This is a genomic window from Rhodoferax sp. GW821-FHT10B06, from assembly GCF_059415605.1.
Window position 1 is genome coordinate 165,247 of sequence record NZ_JBWKNO010000009.1, and the last position, 23,437, is coordinate 188,683.

General features: G+C 62.8%; 23 protein-coding genes. 14 read left to right on the forward strand and 9 right to left on the reverse strand.

Annotation, left to right across the window (positions count from 1 at the left end; genetic code table 11):
* Positions 1-137 precede the first annotated feature (137 nt).
* Entirely contained in the window at positions 138-2,090 is a 1,953-nt protein-coding gene (locus tag AC07O2_RS15765; protein ID WP_495076691.1) for a PhoX family protein, read from the reverse strand.
* Positions 2,091-2,318: 228 nt separating this feature from the next.
* On the reverse strand, positions 2,319-3,863 hold the full coding sequence (locus AC07O2_RS15770) for a methyl-accepting chemotaxis protein (protein WP_495076692.1): 1,545 nt from the start codon (positions 3,861-3,863) through the stop codon (positions 2,319-2,321).
* Positions 3,864-3,978: 115 nt separating this feature from the next.
* On the opposite strand from AC07O2_RS15770, the gene AC07O2_RS15775 reads away from it, so the two are divergent.
* On the forward strand, positions 3,979-5,532 hold the full coding sequence (locus AC07O2_RS15775) for a fumarate hydratase (RefSeq protein WP_495076693.1): 1,554 nt from the start codon (positions 3,979-3,981) through the stop codon (positions 5,530-5,532).
* A 95-nt stretch (positions 5,533-5,627) separates the two neighbouring features.
* Positions 5,628-6,467, forward strand: coding sequence for a glutamate racemase (murI, locus tag AC07O2_RS15780; RefSeq protein ID WP_495076729.1), 840 nt, complete (start codon positions 5,628-5,630; stop codon positions 6,465-6,467).
* Here the strand turns inward: murI and dut are convergent.
* Entirely contained in the window at positions 6,443-6,892 is a 450-nt protein-coding gene (dut, locus tag AC07O2_RS15785) for a dUTP diphosphatase (protein WP_495076694.1), read from the reverse strand. The genes murI and dut overlap by 25 nt on opposite strands.
* The gene (gene coaBC / locus AC07O2_RS15790; protein ID WP_495076695.1) at positions 6,889-8,130 is read right to left on the reverse strand and encodes a bifunctional phosphopantothenoylcysteine decarboxylase/phosphopantothenate--cysteine ligase CoaBC; all 1,242 of its coding nucleotides are present in this window, start codon (positions 8,128-8,130) and stop codon (positions 6,889-6,891) included. Before coaBC ends, dut begins: the two co-directional genes overlap by 4 nt.
* A 99-nt stretch (positions 8,131-8,229) precedes the next feature.
* Here coaBC and pyrG point away from each other — a divergent pair, with 99 nt between their 5' ends.
* From pyrG to AC07O2_RS15815, 5 genes are all read left to right on the forward strand, one after another.
* Positions 8,230-9,879 (forward strand): CTP synthase, encoded by a 1,650-nt coding sequence (gene pyrG, locus AC07O2_RS15795; protein ID WP_495076696.1) that lies wholly within the window; start codon positions 8,230-8,232, stop codon positions 9,877-9,879.
* Positions 9,876-10,733: a 3-deoxy-8-phosphooctulonate synthase gene (kdsA, locus tag AC07O2_RS15800; protein WP_310371571.1), complete on the forward strand. Its 858-nt coding sequence runs from the start codon at positions 9,876-9,878 to the stop codon at positions 10,731-10,733. The genes pyrG and kdsA overlap by 4 nt, the downstream gene beginning before the upstream one ends.
* Positions 10,734-10,870: 137 nt before the next feature.
* The gene (eno, locus tag AC07O2_RS15805; protein WP_495076697.1) at positions 10,871-12,157 is read left to right on the forward strand and encodes a phosphopyruvate hydratase; all 1,287 of its coding nucleotides are present in this window, start codon (positions 10,871-10,873) and stop codon (positions 12,155-12,157) included.
* Between the two features lie 93 nt (positions 12,158-12,250).
* A complete protein-coding gene (locus AC07O2_RS15810; RefSeq protein ID WP_495076698.1) occupies positions 12,251-12,541 on the forward strand; it encodes a septum formation initiator family protein in 291 nt (96 codons plus the stop codon).
* A 15-nt stretch (positions 12,542-12,556) separates the two neighbouring features.
* Complete coding sequence (locus tag AC07O2_RS15815; RefSeq protein ID WP_495076699.1) at positions 12,557-13,204, forward strand: AAA family ATPase; 648 nt, start codon at positions 12,557-12,559, stop codon at positions 13,202-13,204.
* Here the strand turns inward: AC07O2_RS15815 and hslO are convergent.
* Positions 13,190-14,179, reverse strand: coding sequence for an Hsp33 family molecular chaperone HslO (gene hslO, locus AC07O2_RS15820; RefSeq protein WP_495076700.1), 990 nt, complete (start codon positions 14,177-14,179; stop codon positions 13,190-13,192). The genes AC07O2_RS15815 and hslO overlap by 15 nt on opposite strands.
* 193 nt (positions 14,180-14,372) lie before the next feature.
* On the opposite strand from hslO, the gene AC07O2_RS15825 reads away from it, so the two are divergent.
* The 5 genes from AC07O2_RS15825 to AC07O2_RS15845 all read left to right on the forward strand — a co-directional run bounded on the left by AC07O2_RS15825 (position 14,373) and on the right by AC07O2_RS15845 (position 19,315).
* Positions 14,373-15,179, forward strand: coding sequence for a ferritin-like domain-containing protein (locus AC07O2_RS15825; RefSeq protein ID WP_495076701.1), 807 nt, complete (start codon positions 14,373-14,375; stop codon positions 15,177-15,179).
* A gap of 96 nt (positions 15,180-15,275) precedes the next feature.
* Positions 15,276-16,526, forward strand: a complete 1,251-nt coding sequence (locus tag AC07O2_RS15830) for an EAL and HDOD domain-containing protein (protein ID WP_495076702.1) — start codon at positions 15,276-15,278, stop codon at positions 16,524-16,526.
* Between the two features lie 95 nt (positions 16,527-16,621).
* A complete protein-coding gene (locus AC07O2_RS15835) occupies positions 16,622-17,893 on the forward strand; it encodes an EAL and HDOD domain-containing protein (RefSeq protein ID WP_495076730.1) in 1,272 nt (423 codons plus the stop codon).
* Positions 17,894-18,225: 332 nt separating this feature from the next.
* Positions 18,226-18,606, forward strand: a complete 381-nt coding sequence (locus tag AC07O2_RS15840; RefSeq protein ID WP_495076703.1) for a CidA/LrgA family protein — start codon at positions 18,226-18,228, stop codon at positions 18,604-18,606.
* Positions 18,599-19,315 carry an LrgB family protein gene (locus AC07O2_RS15845; RefSeq protein ID WP_495076704.1) on the forward strand — a complete coding sequence of 239 codons (717 nt, stop codon included), beginning with the start codon at positions 18,599-18,601 and terminating at the stop codon, positions 19,313-19,315. The genes AC07O2_RS15840 and AC07O2_RS15845 overlap by 8 nt, the downstream gene beginning before the upstream one ends.
* 76 nt (positions 19,316-19,391) lie before the next feature.
* Here AC07O2_RS15845 and AC07O2_RS15850 read toward each other — a convergent pair whose 3' ends face one another.
* A complete protein-coding gene (locus tag AC07O2_RS15850) occupies positions 19,392-19,970 on the reverse strand; it encodes a TetR/AcrR family transcriptional regulator (RefSeq protein WP_495076705.1) in 579 nt (192 codons plus the stop codon).
* Positions 19,971-20,077: 107 nt separating this feature from the next.
* On the opposite strand from AC07O2_RS15850, the gene AC07O2_RS15855 reads away from it, so the two are divergent.
* Together AC07O2_RS15855 and AC07O2_RS15860 are read left to right on the forward strand one after the other, a co-directional pair.
* On the forward strand, positions 20,078-20,875 hold the full coding sequence (locus AC07O2_RS15855; protein WP_495076706.1) for an SDR family NAD(P)-dependent oxidoreductase: 798 nt from the start codon (positions 20,078-20,080) through the stop codon (positions 20,873-20,875).
* A 301-nt stretch (positions 20,876-21,176) separates the two neighbouring features.
* Positions 21,177-22,100 (forward strand): ketopantoate reductase family protein, encoded by a 924-nt coding sequence (locus tag AC07O2_RS15860; protein WP_495076707.1) that lies wholly within the window; start codon positions 21,177-21,179, stop codon positions 22,098-22,100.
* A 2-nt stretch (positions 22,101-22,102) separates the two neighbouring features.
* Here the strand turns inward: AC07O2_RS15860 and AC07O2_RS15865 are convergent, their stop codons facing one another.
* The 3 genes from AC07O2_RS15865 to AC07O2_RS15875 form a co-directional block, all read right to left on the reverse strand.
* Positions 22,103-22,375, reverse strand: a complete 273-nt coding sequence (locus AC07O2_RS15865; RefSeq protein ID WP_495076708.1) for a hypothetical protein — start codon at positions 22,373-22,375, stop codon at positions 22,103-22,105.
* 145 nt (positions 22,376-22,520) lie between these two features.
* Positions 22,521-23,207 carry a hypothetical protein gene (locus AC07O2_RS15870; protein WP_495076709.1) on the reverse strand — a complete coding sequence of 229 codons (687 nt, stop codon included), beginning with the start codon at positions 23,205-23,207 and terminating at the stop codon, positions 22,521-22,523.
* A gap of 17 nt (positions 23,208-23,224) precedes the next feature.
* Positions 23,225-23,353 carry a hypothetical protein gene (locus AC07O2_RS15875; RefSeq protein WP_495076710.1) on the reverse strand — a complete coding sequence of 43 codons (129 nt, stop codon included), beginning with the start codon at positions 23,351-23,353 and terminating at the stop codon, positions 23,225-23,227.
* Positions 23,354-23,437 lie beyond the last annotated feature (84 nt).

Below are 23,437 nucleotides of genomic sequence, written 5' to 3' on the forward strand. Positions count from 1 at the left end.
CTGTACCCGTGCAAAAGCCCGCCGATTCCTCGACGGGCTTTTTTTATGGATGCTGAATCCAATAAGAAAAAGAGCCTCCAGCGCATATAGAACCTGCGCTAGAAGCTCTCTTTTCAATAGCAACGAGCTACCAGGGATCAACCCAGCTTGATGGCCACCGGGTCGGCGGTCAGGTAGCCCACGGCGGCGCCGAAGCGGTCTTTGTAGTTGGCGCGCACCAGCGGGTCCAGTACGGCTTGCACCTTGCCGTGCAGCGGGGGCAGCCAGTCGCCAGCGTGCTGGAAGTTGCTCATCACATAGGTCCAGCCGTTGATCTCGTCCACCGCGTGCAGGCCGGTGGATTCGGCGCCTGCGGGGGTGGACAGCACGCGGGTCAGCGCCTTGGTGTCCACGTTGTAGGCCCACAGGTAGTTGTTGACGTGCAGGCTAGTGTCTTCACCGATGAACAGGGTGCGCAGCTTTTCCGAGAACTTCAGGTTGTCGGGGTTGGCGATCTTGTCGATATGGGCCAGGTTGCCCATGGCGTCGGCAGCAATGTCCTCACCGGCCAGCAGGGTCTTGGTGACGGTAGGCACCCATTCGCTCTGGATGGCAGCGCCCAGAATGTCCTTTTGGCCGCCGGCCAGCTTGTGCTCGACCACGGCGCCGGCCACCAGGGCTTTGCTGACAGCGATACCGCTGCTGGCGGTCCAGCCCTTGCCGCCCTTGACCATGGAGTTCTGGATATAGGACAGCGCGGAGTAGGCCACCTTGTCCTTGATGTTGACGGTGGTGCCTTCCATTTTGGTGAAGGCCATGGTGCCGCCCATCACGCCGGCATAGCGGTGGGTTTCCAGGAAGGCGGCGGCTTTTTCCATGCCGGGTTTGACCTTGACCCAGTTGGCCACGCCGTCGATGAAGACCTGGGTGAAGCTGGCGTCCTTGGGGTCGGCCTTGCGCACGTCCATGATGTCGCTGGGCTTCAGGGTATTGGCCATCTGCTCGATCTCGGCGCTGGTGGCATGGCCCAGCTTGATCCAGTACACGCTGGCACCGGCAGCAGCCGGGTCCACCGAGAAACCGGCGTCCAGGCTGGCCACGTACAGCGTGCCGGCGGACAGGTCTTTTTCCTTGTCGGCCACGAACATGAACAGGCCGCCGTTGGTGAAGTCGTCACCCATCAGCGCGGTGCGGTTGTCGGGCATGACCTGGATCAGCTCGTGCGAGATGCGGCCCAGGCAGTAATGCTTTTTGATGGTGCCGGTGCCGTCGGGGTTGACGGTCACTTCGGGCAGGTGGCCGTAGTGGTAAGGGTTGGCCTTGTTCTCGTCGCCAAACAGGTTCTTGCTGAAGGTCTTGAAGTGCTTGACTTCGTCGATAAAGGGCGCGTTGGGCTCGTATTCTTCGCTGGACAAATGGGTGTTCCAGGGAGACAGGCTGGCGCCGCAGGTGATCCACAGGCCGTGGGCGCTGGAGGTGTCCACGTTGTGGTACTTCACCAGGCTGAGCTTTCCGGTCTTGGGGTCCTGGTCCAGGGTCAGCACCGCGATGGGCGACGGCAGCGTGCCGTAGGCATCAGCACCGGCCTGGTCGCGGGTGGTGTATTCAAACTGCACCACGGCAAACACGGCCTTGCCTTTGATGCCGGGGACATTCGCCGCAACGGAATCAGGCAGGCTCAGCATCGAGGAGCCGTCCGGGCAGTCCGAGTAGAAATGGCGTTCCTTGCCGGCCACCGACTTGTCCAGAATCGGCTGGTTGCGGATGTCGAAATAGCCACCGGCCAGCACCTTGCCGCCCTTGCCGTCTGGCACCATGTCGCCAGTCACAAAAAAGGGCTGGTAGGCCAGCTTATAGCTTTGCGTGGTGTTGTCCTTGTAGGTGATGTTCAGGGTGGAACCTACGGCCACGGTCGCCATGGCGGCCGGGTTGGCCAGCGTGGGTGCGGCCATGCCGGTGAAGCTGGCAGATGCAAAACCGGCCGTGCTCGGTGCCGTGGTGGCGCAGCCCGACAGCAGCGAAGTGGTGGCAAAGGCGCCCAGGGGCAGCATGGGCGCGGTGGCCAGGAATTTCAAAGCGCTGCGGCGCGAAGCAAGGTTCAGTTCAGACATGGAGGCTTCCGTGGGTTTATGAAATTCGGCAGCGTTGCAACAGCAGGTGTGCAACACATGTAACCGGAATCATAGGAAGCGCATGTGTCAGTTTTTTGACTGTCACAACCCATGCTAGGGCGGTGTGGCGCCAGGCTAAACCATACGGTTTATAAAAAAGAGGCCGCTAGCGCAAGCAGTACCTACGGTAGCAGCTATTTTTTATGTAGCAACCACCAGGACGGTTGGCTAAACCTTGAAGGCATCTACAGCCGTTTGCAAGCGGTCCACCTGCTCCGCCATGGCCGAGGCAGCAGCAGCGGTCTCATCAACCAGCGATGCGTTTTGCTGCGTCACCAGCTCCAGCTCCATCACCGCCTGGTTGACGTGCTCAATGCCATCGCTTTGCTGCAGCGACGCATCCTTCATTTCTGCGAGCACACCGGTGACCTGCTGCACGGCCTGCACGATTTCCTGCATGGTGCGCCCGGCCTGCCCCACTCGCGATGCACCACTCTCCACCTGGGCCACGGAATTGCCAATCAGCCCCCGTATCTCTTTGGCCGCTTCGGCGCTGCGCTGGGCCAGGTTGCGCACCTCGCTAGCCACCACGGCAAAACCCCGCCCCTGCTCGCCGGCACGGGCGGCTTCCACGGCGGCATTCAGCGCCAGGATATTGGTCTGGAAGGCGATGCCTTCGATCGCGCCAATGATGTCCACAATCTTTTTGGAACTGGCGCTGATCGCGTCCATGGTCACCACCACCTCGCCCACCACGGCGCCACCGCGCAAGGCGATCTGCGACGCATTGCCCGCCAGTCCATCCGCGCTCTGGGCCCGCTGGGCGTTTTCGCGCACCGTGGCGGTGAACTGCTGCATGCTGGATGCCGTCTTTTGCAGCGAAGCCGCCTGGGACTCTGTGCGCTGCGATAAATCCGCGTTGCCCTGGGCGATCTCCCGAGAGGCCACGGCGATGGAACCCGTCGCGTCCTTGATACGCAGCACCAGATCGCTGAGCTTGGCCTCCATATCGCCCATGGAGCCGAGCAGGCGGCCAAACTCGCCACCGTCCTGCACCTCGAACTTCTGGCTGAAGTCACCCGTGGCGATGGCTTCTGAAAGCAGCAAAGCCTGGTTCAGCGGCCGAACAATGCTGCGGCCCATCGCAAACGCAGCGCCACTGCCCAGCAGCAAGGCAGCCAGCCCCAGGCCCAAGAGCAAACTGCGGGTGGTGCGGATACGCTGCAGCACGTCCGCCGCATCGGCATCGGCCAGCTCTTTTTGCTTGCCCACCAGCGCTTCCACCTGGGCTTGCATGGCGTCCAGGGTGGGCAGGGTCTGCTCCTTGGATTCCTTGCGCGCATCGGGCAGCTCCTCTTCCGCGATGGAATGCAGCACCTTGGCAAACGAGTCCGCGTGCTTTTTGCGGTTGGCTTCGATCGCCGCCACCATGGCGCTGCCTTCAGTGGAGCCCTCCAGCCGCGCCAGGGTTTGCAGGGCATCCGTGATTTGCTTCTTTTCGGCCTCGATGTCCGCCACCGTCTTATCTTCCTGCGCCTTGTCCACGGCAAAAAACAGCTCGACGGTACGGCGCGCAATGGTCCGCGTCGCCACATTGATACGGGCAGCCGCCGCTGTTTTGACAAAGCCCTCGTCCACCATGCGCTGGTTGATCTGCCCCAGGTCGCCCAGGCGCACCAAAGCCACCGCGATGACCAGCGCCAACAACGCCAGCACCAAGCCAAACACCAGATTCAAACGGGTCATGACTTTCATGTGGGTAAAAATTTGCATGCTCACTCGATTCTGATAATAAAAACAATGCACAAGTCTATGCTGGGCTGCCAAGAACCTTAACCCATCGCAACAGAGATAATCCTAGGGTTTCCCCACAACTACAGACCCCACCATGAGCACGTCCATCCGCCAAGCCGACCTGATCGAATCCGTAGCCGCCGCCCTGCAGTACATCAGCTACTACCACCCCACCGACTACATCGCCCACCTAGCGCGCGCCTATGAGCGCGAACAAAGCCCAGCGGCCAAGGACGCGATCGCGCAAATCCTGACCAACAGCAAGATGAGTGCCACCGGCCAGCGCCCGATCTGCCAGGATACCGGCATCGTCAACGTATTCCTGAAAGTCGGCATGGACGTGCGCTGGGAAGGCTTCACCGGCAGCCTGGACGACGCCATCAACGAAGGCGTGCGCCGTGGCTACAACCACCCCGACAACACCCTGCGCGCCAGCGTGGTGGCCGACCCGCACTTCGACCGCAAGAACACCAAGGACAACACCCCCGCCGTAATCTTCACCGAGATCGTGCCCGGCAACACCGTCGAAGTGACGGTCGCGGCCAAGGGCGGCGGCAGCGAAAACAAGAGCAAGATGGTCATGCTCAACCCCGGCGACAGCATCGTCGACTGGGTGCTGAAGACCGTGCCCACCATGGGCGCTGGCTGGTGCCCGCCCGGCATGCTGGGCATAGGCATCGGCGGTACCGCTGAAAAAGCCGTGCTGATGGCCAAGGAAAGCCTGATGGACGACCTGGACATGTACGAGCTGCAGGCCAAAAAGGCCTCCGGTGCCGAGCTGACCAAGGTCGAAGCCCTGCGCATCGAGCTGATGGAAAAGGTCAATGCCCTGGGCATTGGCGCCCAAGGCCTGGGTGGCCTGACCACCGTGCTGGACGTGAAGATCAAGATGTACCCCACCCACGCCGCCAGCAAGCCCGTGGCGATGATCCCCAACTGCGCGGCCACCCGCCACGCCCACTTCGTGATGGATGGCAGCGGCCCGGTCTACCTGGACCCACCATCGCTGGACCTGTGGCCCAACGTGAACTGGACGCCCGACTACAAAACCAGCAAAAAGGTAGACCTGAACACCCTGACCAAGGCCGAAGTCGCCAGCTGGAAACCCGGCGACACCCTGCTGCTGAACGGCAAGATGCTGACCGGCCGCGACGCCGCCCACAAGCGCATCCAGGGCATGCTGGCCAAGGGCGAGTCGCTGCCCGTGGACTTCACCAACCGCGTCATCTACTACGTTGGCCCTGTCGACCCGGTGCGTGACGAGGCCGTGGGCCCCGCCGGCCCCACCACCGCCACCCGCATGGATGGTTTCACCGAAATGATGCTGGCCGAGACCGGCCTGATCGCCATGATCGGCAAGGCCGAGCGCGGCCCGGTCGCCATCGAAGCCATCAAGAAGCACCAAAGCGCCTACCTGATGGCCGTGGGCGGCGCCGCGTACCTGGTCAGCAAGGCCATCAAGACCGCCAAGGTGGTGGGTTTTGCCGACATGGGCATGGAAGCCATCTACGAATTCGACGTGGTGGACATGCCCGTTACCGTGGCTGTGGATGCCGGCGGCACCAGCGCCCACATCACCGGCCCGGCCGAATGGCAAAAGAAGATCGCCACCGGCGAATTCAAGGGCATTGGGGTGGCTGCAGCTTGAGTCCATCGCGCCGCGCCGGGCCGCCCCAAGCAAGCGAGCTCCCCCTCGGGGGGCAGCGCAGTACACGCAGTGACCAGCGTGGGGGCCAACATGCTATAGGCGTCTTCGACAGCAGCATCGGCGGCCTGAGCGTCTTGCAGGCGCTGCTCGCCGAGCTGCCGCTGGAGCACTTCGTCTACCTGGACGACGGGGGGCACGCGCCCTACGGTGAGCGCGGCGACGCCTATGTGATCGCCCGCAGCCGGGCGGTGACGCAGCATCTGCGCAGCCGCTACGGCATCAAGGCCCTGGTGATTGCCTGCAATACGGCCACCATGGCGGCCGTAGCCTTGCTGCGCGCCGAGCACCCAGACCTGCCCATCGTCGGCGTGGAGCCTGGCCTGAAACCGGCAGCCGCGGCCAGCAAGACCAAGCGCGTGGGTGTGATCGGCACGCGCGGCACCGTCACCAGCGCCAAGTTCGACGCCCTGCGGCGCAGCCTGCAGGACCAGGCCGAGTACATCGTGCAGCCCTGCGACGGCCTGGCGGACGCCATCAGCCGCAGCGTGGCCACGGCTGATGATTCAAAAGTGATAGCACTCTGCGCAGATAACATCGGCGCTATGGGCCGATTTGGTACGCAAACCGGTGAAATCGACACCCTGGTGCTGGGCTGCACCCACTATGTGTTCGTGCAAGACCAGCTGGCTGAATTGGTAGGCCCGCAGGTGCAGATTTTGTCCACCGGCAAACCGGTAGCACGGCACACCCGCCGCCTGCTGGAGGCCGCTCAGACCTTGGCCACAGCCGGCCCGGGCCGGGTCCAGCTCACCACCAGCGGCGACCCGGCGGTGCTGCAGGCCGCCGCCCAGCGCTGGCTGGGCTTTGCGACCGAGCCGGCCTTTATTGCAAGCTTCTCGGGCGGCCCCGATCAGGCCTTGCCAGTAGAGCCGTAACCGCCCTCGCCGCGCTCCGACGCGGTGGGGAATTCATTCACGATATTGAACTGTGCCTGCACCACCGGCACGATCACCAGTTGCGCCAGGCGCTCCATGGGGTCGATGGTGAAAGGCACCGTGCTGCGGTTCCAGGCGCTGACCATCAGCTGGCCCTGGTAGTCGCTGTCGATCAAGCCCACCAGATTGCCCAGCACGATGCCATGCTTGTGGCCCAGGCCGGAGCGCGGCAATATCAGCGCCGCATAGCCGGGGTCGGCCAGGTGGATGGCGATGCCAGTGGGCACCAGCTTCCAGGCGTTGGCCGCCAGGGTCAGCGGCTCTTCCAGGCAGGCGCGCAGGTCCAGGCCAGCGCTGCCGGGGGTGGCGTAGGCCGGCAGCTGGTCTGCCATACGGGGGTCAAGAATGCGAACGTCGATTTTCATAGCGGGAGTCGGGTAGCGATCTCGGCGACCAAGCGGCGCGCCAAGCTCAATTTGGAAGCATGGGGGAGTTCGGTGGCGCCGTGCGCATCCACCAACAGCAGGGCATTGTCGTCCTTGCCAAAGGTGGCCGGGCCGATGTTGCCCACCAGCAGCGGCACGCCCTTGCGCTTGCGTTTGGCCTGGGCATTGGCCAGCAGGTCCTGGCTCTCGGCGGCAAAACCCACGCAGAACAAGGCCCCGCTCAACGCGCGGGCAGACTGGGCCACCGTAGCCAGGATGTCGGTGTTCTCCACAAACTGCAGCTGGGGCGTGACACCCGAGCCGTCTTTCTTGATTTTTTGCTCGGCGGCATGCGCGGGTCGCCAATCGGCCACGGCCGCTGTAGCTACAAAAATACTAGCTGCCTGCGCAAATTCCACCACCGCTGCAAGCATGTTTTGTGCAGATTTCACGTCGATGCGGGTGACACCACGCGGCGTCGCCAAAGCCACCGGCCCGGCCACCAAGGTCACCTCGGCACCGGCCTCGCGCGCCGCACGGGCGATGGCAAAGCCCATCTTGCCACTGCTCAGATTGGTAATGCCGCGCACCGGGTCGATGGCCTCGTAAGTCGGTCCGGCCGTGACCAGCAGGCGCTGGCCGGCCAGCGGCTTGGGCGCGAAAAAGGCAATCACATCTTCCAGCATCTCGGCCGGCTCCAGCATGCGGCCATCGCCGGTCTCGCCGCAGGCCTGCGGGCCGTTACCCACGCCCAGAAGATGCGCTCCGTCTTCGGCCAACTGGGCCATATTGCGCTGGGTGGCCGGGTGCACCCACATTTCGCGGTTCATCGCCGGGGCAATCAGCAAGGGCACCTTGGCGATCGGCCGGGCCAGGCACAGCAGGCTCAGCAATTCGTCCGACCGGCCCTGCACCAGCCGCGCCATGAAGTCGGCGCTGCAAGGGGCAATCAGGATGGCATCGGCCTCGCGGCTCAGATTGATGTGCGGCATGGTGTTGGGCTCGCGCGTATCCCACTGCGAGCTGTAGACCGGCCGGCCGCTTAACGCCTGCATGGTGGTGGGCGTGATGAATTGCTCTGCCGCCTCGGTCATCACCACTTGCACCGTAGCGCCCTGCTTTATCAGCAGCCGGCACAGTTCGGCCGATTTGTAGCAGGCAATACCGCCCGTCAGACCCAGCACGATGTGCTTGCCTGCCAGGTCGCCATCCGCCAAAAGAAGTGTGTTGGGGTTCATGGCGGGCAATGTAGCAGAGCAGAACGGCCCAATACCCACCCTTTTCACGCCCTTATAATCATCATTTCCACCTCCTCGGGATTACGTCCCGACTTTGAGATGACCAAATTTGTCTTCGTCACCGGCGGTGTCGTGTCTTCCCTCGGCAAGGGAATCGCTTCAGCCTCTCTTGCAGCTCTTCTCGAATCCCGTGGCCTCAAAGTCACCCTCATCAAGCTGGACCCCTACCTCAACGTAGACCCGGGCACCATGTCGCCGCTGCAGCACGGCGAAGTTTTCGTCACCGATGACGGCGCAGAAACCGACCTGGACTTGGGCCATTACGAGCGTTTCGTTGAAACGCGCATGCGCAAGTCCAACAACTTCACCACCGGCCAGATCTACCAAAGCGTGCTCGACAAAGAGCGCCGTGGCGACTACTTGGGCAAGACCGTGCAGGTCATCCCGCACGTCACCAACGAAATCCAGGAATTCATCAAGCGCGGTGCGCGCTTTGGCGAAGCCGATGCGGTGGACGTGGCAATTGTCGAAGTCGGCGGCACCGTGGGCGACATCGAGTCCCTGCCCTTCCTGGAAGCTGTGCGCCAGATGAGCCTGAAGCTCGGCCCGAACAACACAGCCTTCGTGCACCTGAGCTACCTGCCGTGGATTGCCGCCGCTGGCGAGCTGAAGACCAAGCCCACCCAGCACACCGCCAAGCAACTGCGCGAAATCGGCATCCAGGCCGACGTGCTGCTGTGCCGCGCCGACCGCCCAATTCCGCAAGAAGAGCGCTCCAAGATCTCGCTGTTCTCCAACGTCGCCGAATGGGGTGTGATCTCCATGTGGGACGTGGACACCATCTACAAAGTGCCGCGCATGCTGCACGAGCAAGGCCTGGACGGCCTGATCTGCGACAAGCTGCGCCTGAACACCCCGCCCGCCAACCTCAAGCGCTGGGACGACCTGGTCTATGAGACCGAGCACCCCAAGGGCGAAGTCAACATCGCCATGGTCGGCAAGTACGTGGACCTGAGCGACAGCTACAAGTCGCTGAACGAAGCGCTGCGCCACGCCGGCATGAAGAACCATGTGCGGGTCAAGATCAACTACATCGACTCCGAAACCATCACCCCGGCCACAGTCTCGCGCCTGGGCGGTTTCGACGCGGTGCTGGTGCCCGGCGGCTTTGGCAAGCGCGGCATCGAAGGCAAGATCTGCGCGGCCCGCTTTGCGCGCGAACACAAAGTACCGTACCTGGGCATCTGCCTGGGCATGCAGGTCGCCACCATCGAATTCGCCCGCCATGTAGCCGGCCTGACCGATGCCAACAGCACCGAGTTCGAACCTGAAACGCCCCACCCGGTGATCGCACTGATCAACGAGTGGAAAGACGCCGACGGCACCATCAAGATCCGTGACGAAAACTCCGATCTGGGTGGCACCATGCGCCTGGGCGCGCAAAGCTCTGACGTGGCCCCCGGCACGGTAGCGCACAGCATTTACGGCGATGTCGTGACCGAACGCCACCGCCACCGGTATGAGGCCAACGTCAACTACCTGGACCGCCTGCGCGAAGCCGGCCTGGTGATTTCGGCCCTGACACAGCGCGAACAACTGACCGAAATGGTCGAACTGCCGCAGACCACGCACCCCTGGTTTGTGGGCGTGCAGTTCCACCCCGAATTCAAGTCCACCCCCTGGAACGGCCACCCGCTGTTCAATGCCTTCGTGAAGGCATCCCTGGACCACCAAGGAGCAAGCAAATGAAACTCTGCGGATTTGACATTGGCCTGGACAAGCCCTTCTTTCTGATCGCCGGCCCCTGCGTGATCGAGTCCGAACAGCTGCAAATGGACACCGCCGGCACGCTGAAGGAAATCACCACCGAACTCGGCATTCCCTTCATCTTCAAGAGCAGCTTCGACAAGGCCAACCGCAGCAGCGGCAACACCTTCCGCGGCCCGGGCATGGAAAAAGGCCTGGAAATCCTGGCCAAGGTAAAGCGCGAACTCGGCTTGCCGGTGCTGACCGACATCCATGACGAATCGCAGATCGCCCATGTGGCCAGCGTCGTCGACGTCTTGCAAACCCCGGCCTTCCTGTGCCGCCAGACCGATTTCATCCGCGCTGTGGCCCAAAGCGGCAAACCGGTGAACATCAAGAAGGGCCAGTTTCTGGCTCCTGGCGACATGAAGAACGTGATCGACAAAGCCCGTGCTGCCGCCAAGGAAGTCGGCCTGAATGAAGACAACTTCATGGCCTGCGAACGCGGCGCCAGCTTTGGCTACAACAACCTGGTGAGCGATATGCGCAGCCTGGCCATCATGCGCGAAACCCACGCCCCCGTGGTATTCGACGCCACCCACTCGGTGCAGCTGCCCGGCGGCCAGGGCACCAGCAGCGGCGGCCAGCGCGAGATGGTGCCGGTGCTGGCACGCGCAGCCGTCGCCGTGGGCGTGGCTGGCGTGTTCATGGAAACCCACCCGGACCCGAGCAAGGCCATGAGCGACGGCCCGAACGCGGTGCCGCTGAAACACATGCGCGCCCTGCTGGAAACGCTGGTGGCGCTGGACCGTGTGACCAAGAAAAACGGCTACCTGGAAAACAGCTTTTCCGCATAACGGATGGCAAACGGCGGTTACGTACCCTGAACAATCGCCAAGCCACCGGTTACACAGCCCCAAGGCATGCAAAAATCCAATGTTGAGCTCCTGGCCCCAAGCCACGCCCGATTTTTATTTAACTAGGAAGACAAAAAATGAGTGCAATTGTTGACATCGTCGCCCGTGAAATCCTGGATTCGCGCGGTAACCCGACCGTGGAATGTGATGTGTTGCTGGAATCCGGCACCATGGGCCGTGCGGCTGTGCCATCCGGCGCATCCACCGGTTCGCGCGAAGCCATTGAGCTGCGCGATGGCGACAAGAAGCGCTACCTGGGCAAGGGCGTGCTCAAGGCCGTTGAAAACATCAACACCGAAATCGCCGAAGCCGTGCTGGGCCTGGACGCTGCTGAACAAGCCTTCCTGGACAAGACGCTGATCGACCTGGACGGCACCGAAAACAAATCCCGCCTGGGCGCCAACGCCATGCTGGCCGTCTCCATGGCCGTGGCCCGCGCTGCAGCTGAAGAGTCCGGTCTGCCCCTGTACCGCTACTTCGGCGGCATGGGCGGCATGCAACTGCCTGTGCCGATGATGAACGTCATCAACGGCGGCGCACACGCCAACAACAGCCTGGACTTGCAAGAGTTCATGATCATTCCGGTCGGCGCTCCCAGCTTCCGCGAAGCCCTGCGCTACGGTGCCGAAGTGTTCCACGCGCTGAAGAAGATCCTGCACGACAAGCACATCAGCACCGCCGTGGGCGATGAAGGTGGATTTGCGCCCAGCGTGGAAAACCACGAAGCCGCCATCCAGCTGATCCTGGAAGCCATCTCCCTGGCCGGCTACACCGCCGGTGAAGACATCGTGCTGGGCCTGGACTGCGCCGCAAGCGAGTTCTACAAAGACGGCCAGTACGTGCTGGAAGGCGAAGGAGGCATCAAGCTGTCGGCCGCCCAATGGACCGACATGCTGGCCACCTGGTGCGACAAGTACCCCATCATCAGCATCGAAGACGGCATGGCCGAAGGCGACTGGGACGGCTGGAAACTGCTGACCGACCGCCTGGGCAAGAAGGTGCAGATCGTGGGTGACGACCTGTTCGTCACCAACACCAAGATCCTGCAAGAAGGCATCGACAAGGGCATCGCCAACTCGATCCTGATCAAGATCAACCAGATCGGCACCCTGACCGAAACCTTCGCCGCCATCGAAATGGCCAAGCGCGCTGGCTACACCGCCGTGATCTCGCACCGCTCGGGCGAAACCGAAGACTCGACGATTGCCGACATCGCTGTGGGCACCAATGCCGGCCAGATCAAGACCGGTTCGCTGAGCCGTTCCGACCGCATGGCCAAGTACAACCAGCTGCTGCGCATAGAAGAAGACCTGGGCGATGTGGCCACCTACCCCGGTCGCAAAGCTTTCTACAACCTGAAGTAATGCTGGCCTGCCGGCTCGACGCCCACGCTCGCACCCTGCTTGCAGGGCTCGTGGGGTGTCGCGCTGGCATGACTGCGTTTTAGGCGCAACACCATGGGCTCACGCATCGTTCCTGTCATCCTGCTGGCTTTGCTGGGCATGCTGCATGCGCAGCTCTGGCTGGGACGCGGCAGCCTGCCCGAGGTAAACCGCTTGCAGCAAAAGCTGGAGTCGCTGCGCGAGCACAATGCGGCCGCCCAGACGGCGAACGACCAGCTGAGTGCCGAGGTGCGCGACCTCAAGGAAGGCCTGGAAATGGTCGAGGAACGTGCCCGCTTCGAACTGGGCATGGTCAAGGCCAACGAAATCTTCGTGCACATCACCGCTCCACGCATGCCCCGCTGATTGCGGCCCCCAACAGTGTTGAAAATCGCCTTGCTGGGCGCAGAAAGCACGGGCAAAACACAGCTGGCCCAGGCCCTGGCGGATAGCTTGCGTGCCCGCGGCCACAGCGTCGCCTTGGTACCTGAATGGCTGCGCACCTGGTGCGACCAAGCCGAACGCACACCCCACGCTGATGAACAACAGGCCATCGCACTCACACAAGCAGCCCATATCGCGCAAGTGCCCACCAATACCGAATACTTGTTGGCCGACACCACGGCCTTGATGACCGCCGTCTACAGCGATCTGCTATTTAACGATGACACGCTCTACCCCCTGGCCTGGGAGCTGCAGCGCGGCTTCGACATGACGCTGATCACCGGGCTGGACCTACCCTGGGTTGCCGACGGCCTGCAGCGCGACGGCCAGCACATGCGTGAACCCGTGGATGCCCGGCTGCGTACAGCCCTGGCGCGCGGCGGCATTCCCTACCAAGTGGTCTATGGCCGAGGCAGCGCACGCACCGTCAACGCTTTGCGCGCTATTGATTCAATAGCTGGTAGCGCAGATAGATCCAACGCTGACAGCGTATTTTCCTCACAAAAACCGTGGACCTGGAACTGCGAGAAATGCAGTGACCCAGTCTGCGAACACCGGCTGTTCAGCGATTTACTGAACCGCTGACGGCCCCGGCGGGGTCGCGTCGGGCGTAGTGAACAGCTGTGCCGCGTCCACCGGATCAAAGCGGTACTGCTTGCCGCAGAACTCGCAAGCCACCTCCACCTGTCCGCTTTCAGCCAAGATGCTCTCCACCTCGTCCGTGCCCAGGCTGCGTATCATCGCGCCCACGCGCTCGCGGCTGCAGGTGCAGGCAAATTTGGGAGCTGTCGGCCCCATGTGCGGGCTGAACATCAGCACCTGCTCTTCCCAGAACAGGCGGCGCAAAATGGTGTCCACATCCAGCGTCAGCAGCTCTTCGCGCTTCAGGGTGCTGGCCAGGTGGGCAATGCGGTTGTAGTGCTCGCTCTGGCCTATTTCGTCCTCGTTCTCCTGGCTCACCAGGCTGCCGGCCAGGTTCTTCTCGCCCTTGACCGGCAGGCGCTGGATCAGCAGGCCGGCTGCCACCTGCTCGTCGGCCGCCAGCACCATCAGCGTGTCCAGCTGCTCGCTTTGCAGCATGTAGTGCTGCAGCACATCGCTGAGCTTCTCCAGCTTTTCCTTGCGGTCACCAAATAGCGGCACCACGCCCTGGTAAGGCTGCTGTCCAGGGAACTTGTCCTTGGGGTCCAGGGTGATGGCGCATCGGCCTTCGTTGTTGACATTGACCATCTGGCTCAAACTGGCACCCACTGGCACCTCGCCCATCACGCTGGCAGTGGTGCGCAGGCTCAGATCGGGCTGTACCTCGACCACCGCCACCTTGACCGGACCGTCGCCAAAAATCTGCAGCACCACGGCGCCGTTGAACTTGATGTTGGACTGCATCAACACGCCCGCCGCCGTCATTTCACCCAGCAACTCGGCCACAGGTGCGGCATACGGCCCCGAGGTGGTATTGGAGGCCCGGCGCTGCAGGATTTCCTGCCAGGCGTCGGTAAGGCGCACGATGCAACCGCGTACGGGCAGGCCGTCGAATAAGAATTTGTGGAGTTCAGACACTGTGTTTCCCTAACAATTGCATTTCTAGATATGGCGACGACTTACAACGAAGCAAGCCCAGACAACGGGCTGAACGCGCCCACACCAGAGATACCACAGAACCGGCTTTGCCGGGCTGTAGGTATCGCCCCCTGCAAGGGGGTTGGCGGAAACGCGAAGCGTGGAGCCTGGGGGTATACGCATAATTGTAGGTATGGAACTTCGAACCCGCGCACTGCAGGCCCTGTGCCTTTCTGATCCGCAAGAAAAAGTAGCCGCAGCACAATTGCTGCAAGCGCAGGCAGCTACTCTTTCAATAGCAGACGAGACACAAGCCCCGACTACCCCGGTACCCGGGCGCCCGGTCCGTCCGCTGCTGGTGGAACGCGTGACCAAGCCCCAACGTTCACCCTTCACCACCGACGGCCTGGCCACCCTGCTGCACACCGTGGCACATATCGAGTTCAACGCCATCAACCTAGCCCTGGACGCTGCCTGGCGCTTTGATGGCATGCCCGACGCCTACTACCGCGACTGGGTGCGTGTGGCCGCCGAAGAGGCCCTGCACTTCCAGCTGCTGCGCGGCCTGTTGCAAGAGCTGGCAGATGGCGAGCAGCGTTGGGACTACGGCGACTTCTCGGCCCACGACGGCCTGTGGACAGTCTGCGCCGCCACGGCGGTGGATGTGGTGGCCCGCATGGCTCTGGTGCCGCGTACGCTGGAGGCGCGCGGACTGGACGCCACGCCGCTGATACAGGCCAAGCTGCGACGCGTGAATACTCCCCCTGCGCAGCGTGCGGTGGACATCTTGGATACCATTTTGCGCGACGAGATCGGCCATGTGGCCGTGGGCAACCGCTGGTACCGCTGGCTGTGCGAGCGCGACGGACTGGACCCCATCGCCCATTACCGCCTGCTGCTGGACCGCTACGCCGCACCGCAGCCCAAGCCCCCGTTCAACACCGATGCCCGGCGGCAAGCCGGCTTCACCGATGCCGAACTGGCCGTGTTGCTACAGTAATTGCACATCCAAGCCATTGGATGTACGCTGAAAGCTCGGCGGCGATCGCATACACGTTACGATAGACCGAGACTGCCCACACTCGCACACCCAGACATGCCCCCATCAGACACCCCCTCCACACCGGCAACGCCTGATATCGGCGGCGCCATTGTGATTGCACGCCAGCCCATCATGGACGCCCAGCGCGCCGTGACGGCCTACGAACTATTCGACCGCTCCACGGCGCACCACAATGCCGCCAGCGACGTTGCACTGATCTTCAACGCCATGACCCACACCGGCATGGATTCGCTGATCGGCAAAGTCACCATTTTTGTCAACTGCACGTACGAAAGTTTGGCTGGCGGACACCTGGATCTGGTGCAGCCGGACAAGGTGGTGCTGGAAGTCGGACCCGTGCCCGGCCATGCGCCGGATGAAATCGCAGCACGCCAGCACACGCTGCAAGAGCTGCGCAAACGCGGCTTCCGGCTGGCCTTCAACCACACGGTGCTGGCACCGGTCTATGCCGGATGGCAGCCCTTGGCCGATTTCGTCAAGCTGGACCTGCGCGCTCTCAAGCCCGAGCAGTTGCAAGCCATTGTGCAGGCGGTCAAAACCCGCACCAAGGCCGCCATCGTGGCCGAGAAGATCGAAACCGAAGCCCAGTTCGCCACCATGGCCAGCTATGGAGCCACCCTGTTCCAAGGCTACTGGTTTGCCCGGCCCGATGTCATCAAGACCAAGGTCGTCACACCCGCCCAGGCCCATGTGCTGCAGCTGATCAATCTGGTGCGCAACCAGGCCGCGACCGAGGAGATCGAAAAAGTCCTGAAGGCCGATGCCATCCTGGGCTTCAACCTGTTGCGCCTGATCAACTCGGCCAGCTTTGGCCTGAACAACGAGATCACCTCCTTCCGCCAGGCGGTGATGTTGATGGGCCTGAAAAAGCTGTTCCGCTGGGCAGCCCTGTTACTGACCTCGGCCCGAGCCGACGGCACAGCCGCCGCCGTAGGAACCACCGCCGTGGTGCGCGGACGCATGATGGAGCTGCTGGCCACTGGCACTCTGACGCCCGAGGAGTGCGACGGGGCTTTCGTGGTGGGCATTTTCTCGCTGCTTGACGTGATGCTGGGCATCCCCATGGAGCAGGCGCTGGACCTGTTGTCGTTGCCACCGGCCGTGAACGAAGCCCTGCGTAGCGGCACCGGCATCTATGGCTCCATGCTGGCGCTGACCAAAGCCTGTGAAAACAACGACGACGACGCTTTCAACGCAGCGGCACACTCCTTGCACTTCACCAACCACCATATCAATATGGCGCACATGGAGGCCATGGTCTGGGCCGACGGGCTCATGACCTAGCTCACATCCTGATACAAAGCCCCCTTTCGGTCGCAAGCCTCCTTAAAATCGATTACAAACCGACCTTTTTTACCTTGAGTGTTCCTTCAGCCGCCATGTCCACCATTCCCGACCAGCTCCACAGCCTCACGCAGTCCCAAGACGAAGCTCTGGAAAACCGGGTACGCATAGCGCGCCAAGCCATCGTGGACGAAAACCGTGTGGTGTTCGGCTACGAGCTGTTTGACCGCTCCCAGCCCACCGAAGGCTATTCGGCAGATTCCGATGCAGCTTTGCTGGTCAACGCCCTTTCATTCACCGATACCGAAGCCCTGGTGGGCAAAAAGCTGGTCTTTATCAACTGCACGCTGCAGAGTCTGACCGGCGGCCATCTGGAGCTGGTCCACCCCGACAAAGTGGTACTGGAAGTCCCACCCGTACCCGGCAACGTGGTGGAAGAGATAGAACGCCACGCCTTGGTGTTACAAGATCTGCACAAACGCGGCTTTCGTTTCGCCTTCAACCATACGGTACTCACAAAGGGTTACGCATCCTGGCGTCTGTTGGCCTCGTATGTGAAGCTGGACATGACGGCTCTCAAGCCAGAGATGGTGGAGCCTTTCGTACAGTTCGCCAACAAAAACACCAAGGCCATGCTGGTCGCCGAAAAGGTGGAAACCGCCGCCCAGCACAAAACCCTGGCCGGCTATGGCATCAAGCTGTTCCAGGGCTACTGGTTCTCCAAGCCCGCCCTGGTCGCTGCGCAAACCGTGCGCCCCTCGCAGGCCACCATACTGCAGCTGATCAACCTGGTACGCAAACACGGAGAGGTCAACGAAATTGAGGAATTGCTCAAGCGCGACCCCACCTTGTCTTTCAATCTGCTGCGCTTCATCAACTCTTCCGGCTTCGGGCTGAGCTGTGAAGTCACCTCGTTCCGCCATGCGGTGATGATTCTGGGCATGAAGAAGCTCTACCGCTGGGCCTCGCTGCTGCTGACGACTTCGCGCGGTGAAGGTGGCGCCCCTCCCGCCGTGGGACAAACCGCCGTGGTGCGCGGCCGCCTGATGGAGCTGCTGGCCGCCGAAATGTTGACCGCCGAAGAATGCGACAACGCCTTCGTGGTCGGCGTTTTCTCGCTGGCCGACGTGATGCTGGGCATGCCGCTGGCCAAGGCGCTGGAGTCTGTCGCCCTGCCCCAGCCAGTGCTGGACGCCCTGCTGTACCGCACAGGGGTTTTCGCCCCTTTCCTGGCGCTGACCGAGGCCTGCGAAAACGGTGACGACACCCAATTTGCCCGCAATGCCGAAGAACTGCACCTGTCGAACAAACAGGTCAATTGGGCCCATCTGCAGGCCCTGGCCTGGGCAGACGCCGTCGGCGCCTGAGCTTGTCCGTCTGCCAGTCCAGGCGGTTTTTAATGCGCTGCGGTGAATCTGGTCGCGCTGCAGCGACTTGAGCAAGGCTTTGAACTTGCCCTGATCAAGGCCTTCGGCGCCCCGGCGCTAGGTGAACTCGAAAAACTCAGCTCCCGGCCAGTTTTCCGTGGCCGCCAGCAGGTCATCGCAAGCCAGGCGATGCGGCCAACGGCCCCCACTCATGCGCCGCGAAACGGCCGGGCGCACAGCAGAACTCCAGCGAACCCGTCTACGATCCAGCATCTGCACACGCAGCGTCACCGACCGGGGCCGCATACGCCCCATCTGGAGGAGGAAAACCTATGCAAGCATTGCGCGGACTGGCCTTTTTGCTGCTGGTGCAGGCTCTGGGCGAGGGCATCACCCACAGCCTCGGCCTGCCCTTCCCGGGGCCGGTGGTGGGGCTGGTGATTTTGCTGCCGGCCCTGGGCTGGGCCCGGGTGCGCGAACCCATCGCCGCCATGGCCGAGCTGCTGCTGGGCCATCTGTCGCTGCTGTTTGTGCCGGTGGGCGTGGGCGTCATCACCCATTTGCAGCTGGTGTCGCAATACGGGGCGCAGCTGCTGGTAGTGATCGTGCTGTCTACCTGGGTCGGCCTGGCGGTGACGGCCCTGGTGCTGCGCCAGTTGCTGCGGGAGGAGCCCACGCAAGAAAAGCCCGCGCAGGAAAACATCCATGGCTGACTTCGTCCAACTCTGGGTCTACCTGGCCACCACGCCACTGTTTGGCCTGACGGCCACCTTGCTCACCTATGTGACCGCGCAGGCGTTTTACGAACGCATGGGCCGCGCACCCTGGGCCAACCCGGTACTGTGGTCGGTGGTGCTGCTGGGCTGCGTGCTGGTCGCCACGCGCACGCCCTACCCGAGCTACTTTGCGGGGGCCCAGTTCATCCATGTGCTGCTGGGCCCGGCCGTGGTGGCGCTAGCCTGGCCGTTGTGGCTGCGCCGCCACGAGGTGCGCCAACGCGGCGTGGCCTTGACCCTGGCAGTGCTGGCTGGTGGCCTAGCAGCGGCTGCCAGTGCGGTGGCCATGGCCTGGGCCCTGGGCATGCCGGACGACGTGGTGCGCTCGCTGGCGCCCAAGTCGGTCACGGCCCCCGTGGCCATGGGGATTGCCGAGCGCATTGGCGGCGTGCCTGCACTGTCCGCCGTGTTTGCGGTGCTGACCGGCCTCGTCGGCGCCTTGTCAGGCAAGTACCTGTTCAATCTGCTGGGAATCAACAGCTGGGCCGTGCGCGGCCTGGCGCTGGGCACGGCATCGCACGGAATAGGTGCCGCCAGGGCCTTGCAGGTCCACCCCGATGCAGGCGCCTACGCCGGCATTGCGCTGGGCATGCAGGCGATTTTGTCCTCGGTGCTGATGCCGCTGGTCTTCGGCTGGTGGACTTGAGGCTGTTTAGGAAAAATACTTTTTAGAGCTCTAGCGCAGGTATTACTTGCGCTAGCAGCTATAAAAACAATAGTAATCAGTGGGTCCGTGGTGCGGGCAAAGTACGCAGCACGGATTGCAGTATTTCTTCCGACAGAGCCGCATCGTCCACCGCGCGGGCCAGCACCACGGCCCCCACCATGCTGGCGTACAGGGCTAACGCCTTTTCACGCTGGGCCGCCTTTGAACGGCCGGGCATCCAATGGACCAAGATCTCCACCATGGCGCTGATGCCAACGGTGACGGCACGCCGCACCGGGCCGGCCTGACGGGCCGCATCGGCGCCCAGGGCGGCCGCCAGGCACCCCCGGCCTGGCGCATCGCGGTGCGCAGCCGACAAATAGCCGCGCGCGATGCTCTCCAAAGGCTGTGCACCGCCAGCCTCAGCCAGTTGCTGCCACCAGACGGCGCCATCGACCAAAGCACGGGCGCTGGCCTGGGCCATCAGATCCTCCTTTGACGCGAATTGGCCGTAAAAGCCGCCGTGGGTCAGCCCGGCGGTCTTCATGATGTCGGCCACGCCCACACCGTCAAAGCCACGTTCGCGGAACAGCTGTGCGGCCACGGTCAACACACGTTCGCGGTTTTCGGCGGCTTGTTCTCGGCTGACTTTCATGGCGGACTTTCACAAAAACGGTAGATGCTTGACATTTTAAATGACGATAAACATATAATTCAATCATGACGAACGTCATATAACCAACCACTCAAGGACTTTTCACCATGACAGCAAACACCTCTCTCGGCACCGCCCTGGTCACAGGCGCATCCAGCGGCATCGGTGCCGTTTACGCAGACCGCCTGGCACGGCGCGGCTATCAACTGGTACTGGTTGCACGCGACCATACCCGGCTGGAAGCCCTTGCCGAGCGCCTGCGCAGCCAGACCGGCGTACGCGTGGAAGTACTGGCCGCCGACCTCAACGCCCCGGCCGAGCTGGCCCTAGTGGAACAACGCCTGCGCACAGACAGCGCAATCAGCCTGCTGGTCAACAACGCAGGCGTGGCCAGCATGGGCCCGCTGGTCAGCTCGGACATCGCCAGCGTGGACAAGATGCTGCAACTCAACGTCGTGGCGCTGACCCGCCTGGCCGCCGCCGCGCTGGCTGGCTTTGTGCCGCGCGGCAAGGGCATTCTGGTGAACATCGGCTCGGTCGTCTCTCTGGCGCCCGAGACCTTCAACGCCAGTTATGCCGCCACCAAGGCCTATGTACTCAGCCTGTCCCAAAGCCTGCAGGCCGAAGCCGGCCCCAGCGGCGTACAAGTGCAGGCCGTGTTGCCCGGCGCCACCCGCACGGAGATCTGGGACCGCGCCGGCTTCAGTGTGGACCAGTTGCCCGCAGAGATAGTGATGGACACGGACAAGCTGGTGGACGCGGCCCTGCTTGGCATGGACCGGCAAGAACGCGTAACCATTCCGTCGCTACCGAATGCCGCCGACTGGGACGCCTTCATGGCCGCCCGCGCCGCGCTGGGGCCTAACCTGTCGCACAGCCAACCGGCCCCCCGCTACCGCGCATAACGCTACTGTTTGAATAGCTTCCAGCGCAGATAGACCGTGCGCTGGAAAGCCATATGACTTCGGATAAAAAGATGCGCACGGCTCACGCACAATAAGCGCTGCGTTGCACATACTTGTCGTCACCCTCCCTTTTCCACTGGCACTGGCCCAGCTTTGGCGCCGACAACGGACGCATCGCCCGCATCATCCTGGTGACTACGGTCGTAGCCTTAGAACCTCACGATCTGACGGCCGCGCCGATTTCAACCTAACATAGGTCTCCCTTGCGCCCGAGGTCCGGGCGCGTCAGCCAAGGAACGGTATGAAAGTAGCAATCATGGGTGCGGGCGGTGTAGGCGGCTATTTCGGGGCTCGGCTGGCGCACAGTGGCTGCGACGTGCACTTCATCGCCCGTGGCGCCCACGGTGCCGCCCTGCGCAGCCAGGGCCTGCAACTCAACAGTGCCCTGGGCGACTTGCATCTAAAGGACCTGCAGGTCACGGAAACGCCCCAGGGCGTAGGCGTGGCGGACGTGGTGCTGTTCGGCGTGAAGCTATGGGACACCGAAGCCGCGGCTGAGGCCATACGCCCGCTGGTCGGGCCGCACACGGCGGTCATCTCGTTCCAGAACGGCGTGGTCAAGGACGATATTTTGCGCAGCGTGCTGGGCCCGCAGGTGGTGGCCGGGGGCGTTTGCTACATCGCCGCCACGATTGCCGCGCCGGGCGTGATCGCGCACACGGGTGTGTTGCAAAAGCTGGTGTTTGGAGAATACGACGGCAGCCGCTCGGCCCGACTGGAGGCATTTCTGCAGGCCTGCCAAGGCGCCGGCATTGAGGCCGAGATCAGCGCCGATATCCGCAAGACGATCTGGGAAAAGTTCGTGATGCTGGTGGGTTTGTCGGCCACCACCGCCGCAACCCGCCTACCCATAGGCCGGGTGCGCAGCCACCCGCAGTCACGCCGCGTGCTGCAGCAGATCATGGAAGAAGTGGTGGCGGTAGGCCTGGCGCAGGGCGTACCCCTGGCACCCGATTTCGCGGCCGACCGGCTGCGCTTTTGCGACCAGTTGCCGGCGGCCATGACCTCCTCCATGGCACACGATTTGGAGCGCGGCAACCCGCTGGAGGTGCGCTGGCTCAGCGGTGATGTGGCCCGGCGCGGCGCCGAGCTGGGTGTGCCCACACCGGCGAATGCGCTGGTGCACGGCATCCTGGCCCTGCATGCCGAGGGCCGCAAGGTCTGAGCTCAGGGCGTATCAGGCAGCGGCAGCTTGGCCGTTACGCACTGGATGCCTGTCAGGCCGGCGCTGGCGCTGCCCACGGTCTGGCAGGCAATCGCCCGACCGGAAGACGGATCATGGAACCAGGCCACACTGGACGACCCACTGGCCGAAGTACCCATGGGCACATAGCTGGGGTTGGCACGGATCTGCGAATGCGCAGCCGGCACCCAGGACGACAGCAGCACAGCGCCGCTGACCCCTACGGCGGCCAGCAGACCCAACAACGATCGCTTCATGGAGTGCTCCTTCAATAATTGGGGCCAGGCCGCGCCCCGCGCAGTCCGGCCCTGGATATGAATAAAAATGGCTCTAGCGCAGGAAATATCTGCGCTAGACGCTACTGAATATATAGCAGACAGATAGCCGAAAACCGCTACCGGCTTACAGCTTTACGAAGCCAAATACGGGCGGATTCATACCGCAGCTGTGGGTTGCAATGTCCTCCCCCACCTTGCCACTGGCGTTCACCGAGAACTTGGACTTGGCAGTGCCGGCCACCACCAGCGGCGCCGTGAGGTTCAGCCCATTGGTGCTGCTGGTGCTGTCGGGCTGCACAAAGGTATTGCCGCCGGTGCCGGCCAGGGCGTTGGTGGTCAGGTACAGGTAGACCACGTCCGCCACGGGCACACCGGGCGTGATCACGCTGCCGTTGACGCTGGGGTCGGTGCCGGTGCAGGCGGTGGTGCCCGCCACGTCCGGGGTGCTGGTCTTGCCGCTGTTGTCCGCACGGCAGACGTCAGCCGAATATTCCGTCGCGGCCTGGCACCAGCCCGAAGTGCTGCTGGGCGTGAACTTGATGATGTCCGCCATCTTGATGATGACGCAGTTGTACGTGCCATCCGGCGGGTTGCCGCTGCCCAAGGTGGGAGCACTAAGGAAATCCACCTCGGTCGCCGTTGCACTACTGAAAACGGTGATGGGGCTGGAACACAGCGGGCTGGTGGAAAGCATCACACCATAGACCTTGAGCTTGAGCGCGCTGGCGTCCAGCGCCATTGCCTGGGTGCACAGCAGTGCCAGGCTGATCAAGACGTAGCGGGTGTATTGGGTGTAGCGGGTGGATTGCATGGCCATACTCCTTGCGGCTAGCTGCCGGAACCAACGATCGTCAGCTTGTCCGGCGTGCTGGTGGCCGAACTGCCACCTCCACCACAAGCCGCTAGGCCCAACGCCATAAGGAACATACAGAGCATCGTCGCAACAACTTTCAACATAAGGCCTCCTTTAAGGTGCTTGCACTTTGCTCCCTAGCCCTCTCTTGCGCAAGATGGGGCTTACGTTAAAAAGTGCCGCTCACC

What these genes read in the sequence shown, in the direction of transcription:
- AC07O2_RS15765 (WP_495076691.1), bottom strand. Translation starts at nt 2,090, where the DNA reads ATGTCTGAACTGAACCTTGCTTCGCGCCGCAGCGCTTTGAAATTCCTG.
- AC07O2_RS15770 (WP_495076692.1), bottom strand. Translation starts at nt 3,863, where the DNA reads ATGCAAATTTTTACCCACATGAAAGTCATGACCCGTTTGAATCTGGTG.
- AC07O2_RS15775 (WP_495076693.1), top strand. Translation starts at nt 3,979, where the DNA reads ATGAGCACGTCCATCCGCCAAGCCGACCTGATCGAATCCGTAGCCGCC.
- dut (WP_495076694.1), bottom strand. Translation starts at nt 6,892, where the DNA reads ATGAAAATCGACGTTCGCATTCTTGACCCCCGTATGGCAGACCAGCTG.
- coaBC (WP_495076695.1), bottom strand. Translation starts at nt 8,130, where the DNA reads ATGAACCCCAACACACTTCTTTTGGCGGATGGCGACCTGGCAGGCAAG.
- pyrG (WP_495076696.1), top strand. Translation starts at nt 8,230, where the DNA reads ATGACCAAATTTGTCTTCGTCACCGGCGGTGTCGTGTCTTCCCTCGGC.
- kdsA (WP_310371571.1), top strand. Translation starts at nt 9,876, where the DNA reads ATGAAACTCTGCGGATTTGACATTGGCCTGGACAAGCCCTTCTTTCTG.
- eno (WP_495076697.1), top strand. Translation starts at nt 10,871, where the DNA reads ATGAGTGCAATTGTTGACATCGTCGCCCGTGAAATCCTGGATTCGCGC.
- AC07O2_RS15810 (WP_495076698.1), top strand. Translation starts at nt 12,251, where the DNA reads ATGGGCTCACGCATCGTTCCTGTCATCCTGCTGGCTTTGCTGGGCATG.
- AC07O2_RS15825 (WP_495076701.1), top strand. Translation starts at nt 14,373, where the DNA reads ATGGAACTTCGAACCCGCGCACTGCAGGCCCTGTGCCTTTCTGATCCG.
- AC07O2_RS15830 (WP_495076702.1), top strand. Translation starts at nt 15,276, where the DNA reads ATGCCCCCATCAGACACCCCCTCCACACCGGCAACGCCTGATATCGGC.
- AC07O2_RS15835 (WP_495076730.1), top strand. Translation starts at nt 16,622, where the DNA reads ATGTCCACCATTCCCGACCAGCTCCACAGCCTCACGCAGTCCCAAGAC.
- AC07O2_RS15840 (WP_495076703.1), top strand. Translation starts at nt 18,226, where the DNA reads ATGCAAGCATTGCGCGGACTGGCCTTTTTGCTGCTGGTGCAGGCTCTG.
- AC07O2_RS15845 (WP_495076704.1), top strand. Translation starts at nt 18,599, where the DNA reads ATGGCTGACTTCGTCCAACTCTGGGTCTACCTGGCCACCACGCCACTG.
- AC07O2_RS15850 (WP_495076705.1), bottom strand. Translation starts at nt 19,970, where the DNA reads ATGAAAGTCAGCCGAGAACAAGCCGCCGAAAACCGCGAACGTGTGTTG.
- AC07O2_RS15855 (WP_495076706.1), top strand. Translation starts at nt 20,078, where the DNA reads ATGACAGCAAACACCTCTCTCGGCACCGCCCTGGTCACAGGCGCATCC.
- AC07O2_RS15860 (WP_495076707.1), top strand. Translation starts at nt 21,177, where the DNA reads ATGAAAGTAGCAATCATGGGTGCGGGCGGTGTAGGCGGCTATTTCGGG.
- AC07O2_RS15865 (WP_495076708.1), bottom strand. Translation starts at nt 22,375, where the DNA reads ATGAAGCGATCGTTGTTGGGTCTGCTGGCCGCCGTAGGGGTCAGCGGC.
- AC07O2_RS15870 (WP_495076709.1), bottom strand. Translation starts at nt 23,207, where the DNA reads ATGCAATCCACCCGCTACACCCAATACACCCGCTACGTCTTGATCAGC.
- AC07O2_RS15875 (WP_495076710.1), bottom strand. Translation starts at nt 23,353, where the DNA reads ATGTTGAAAGTTGTTGCGACGATGCTCTGTATGTTCCTTATGGCGTTG.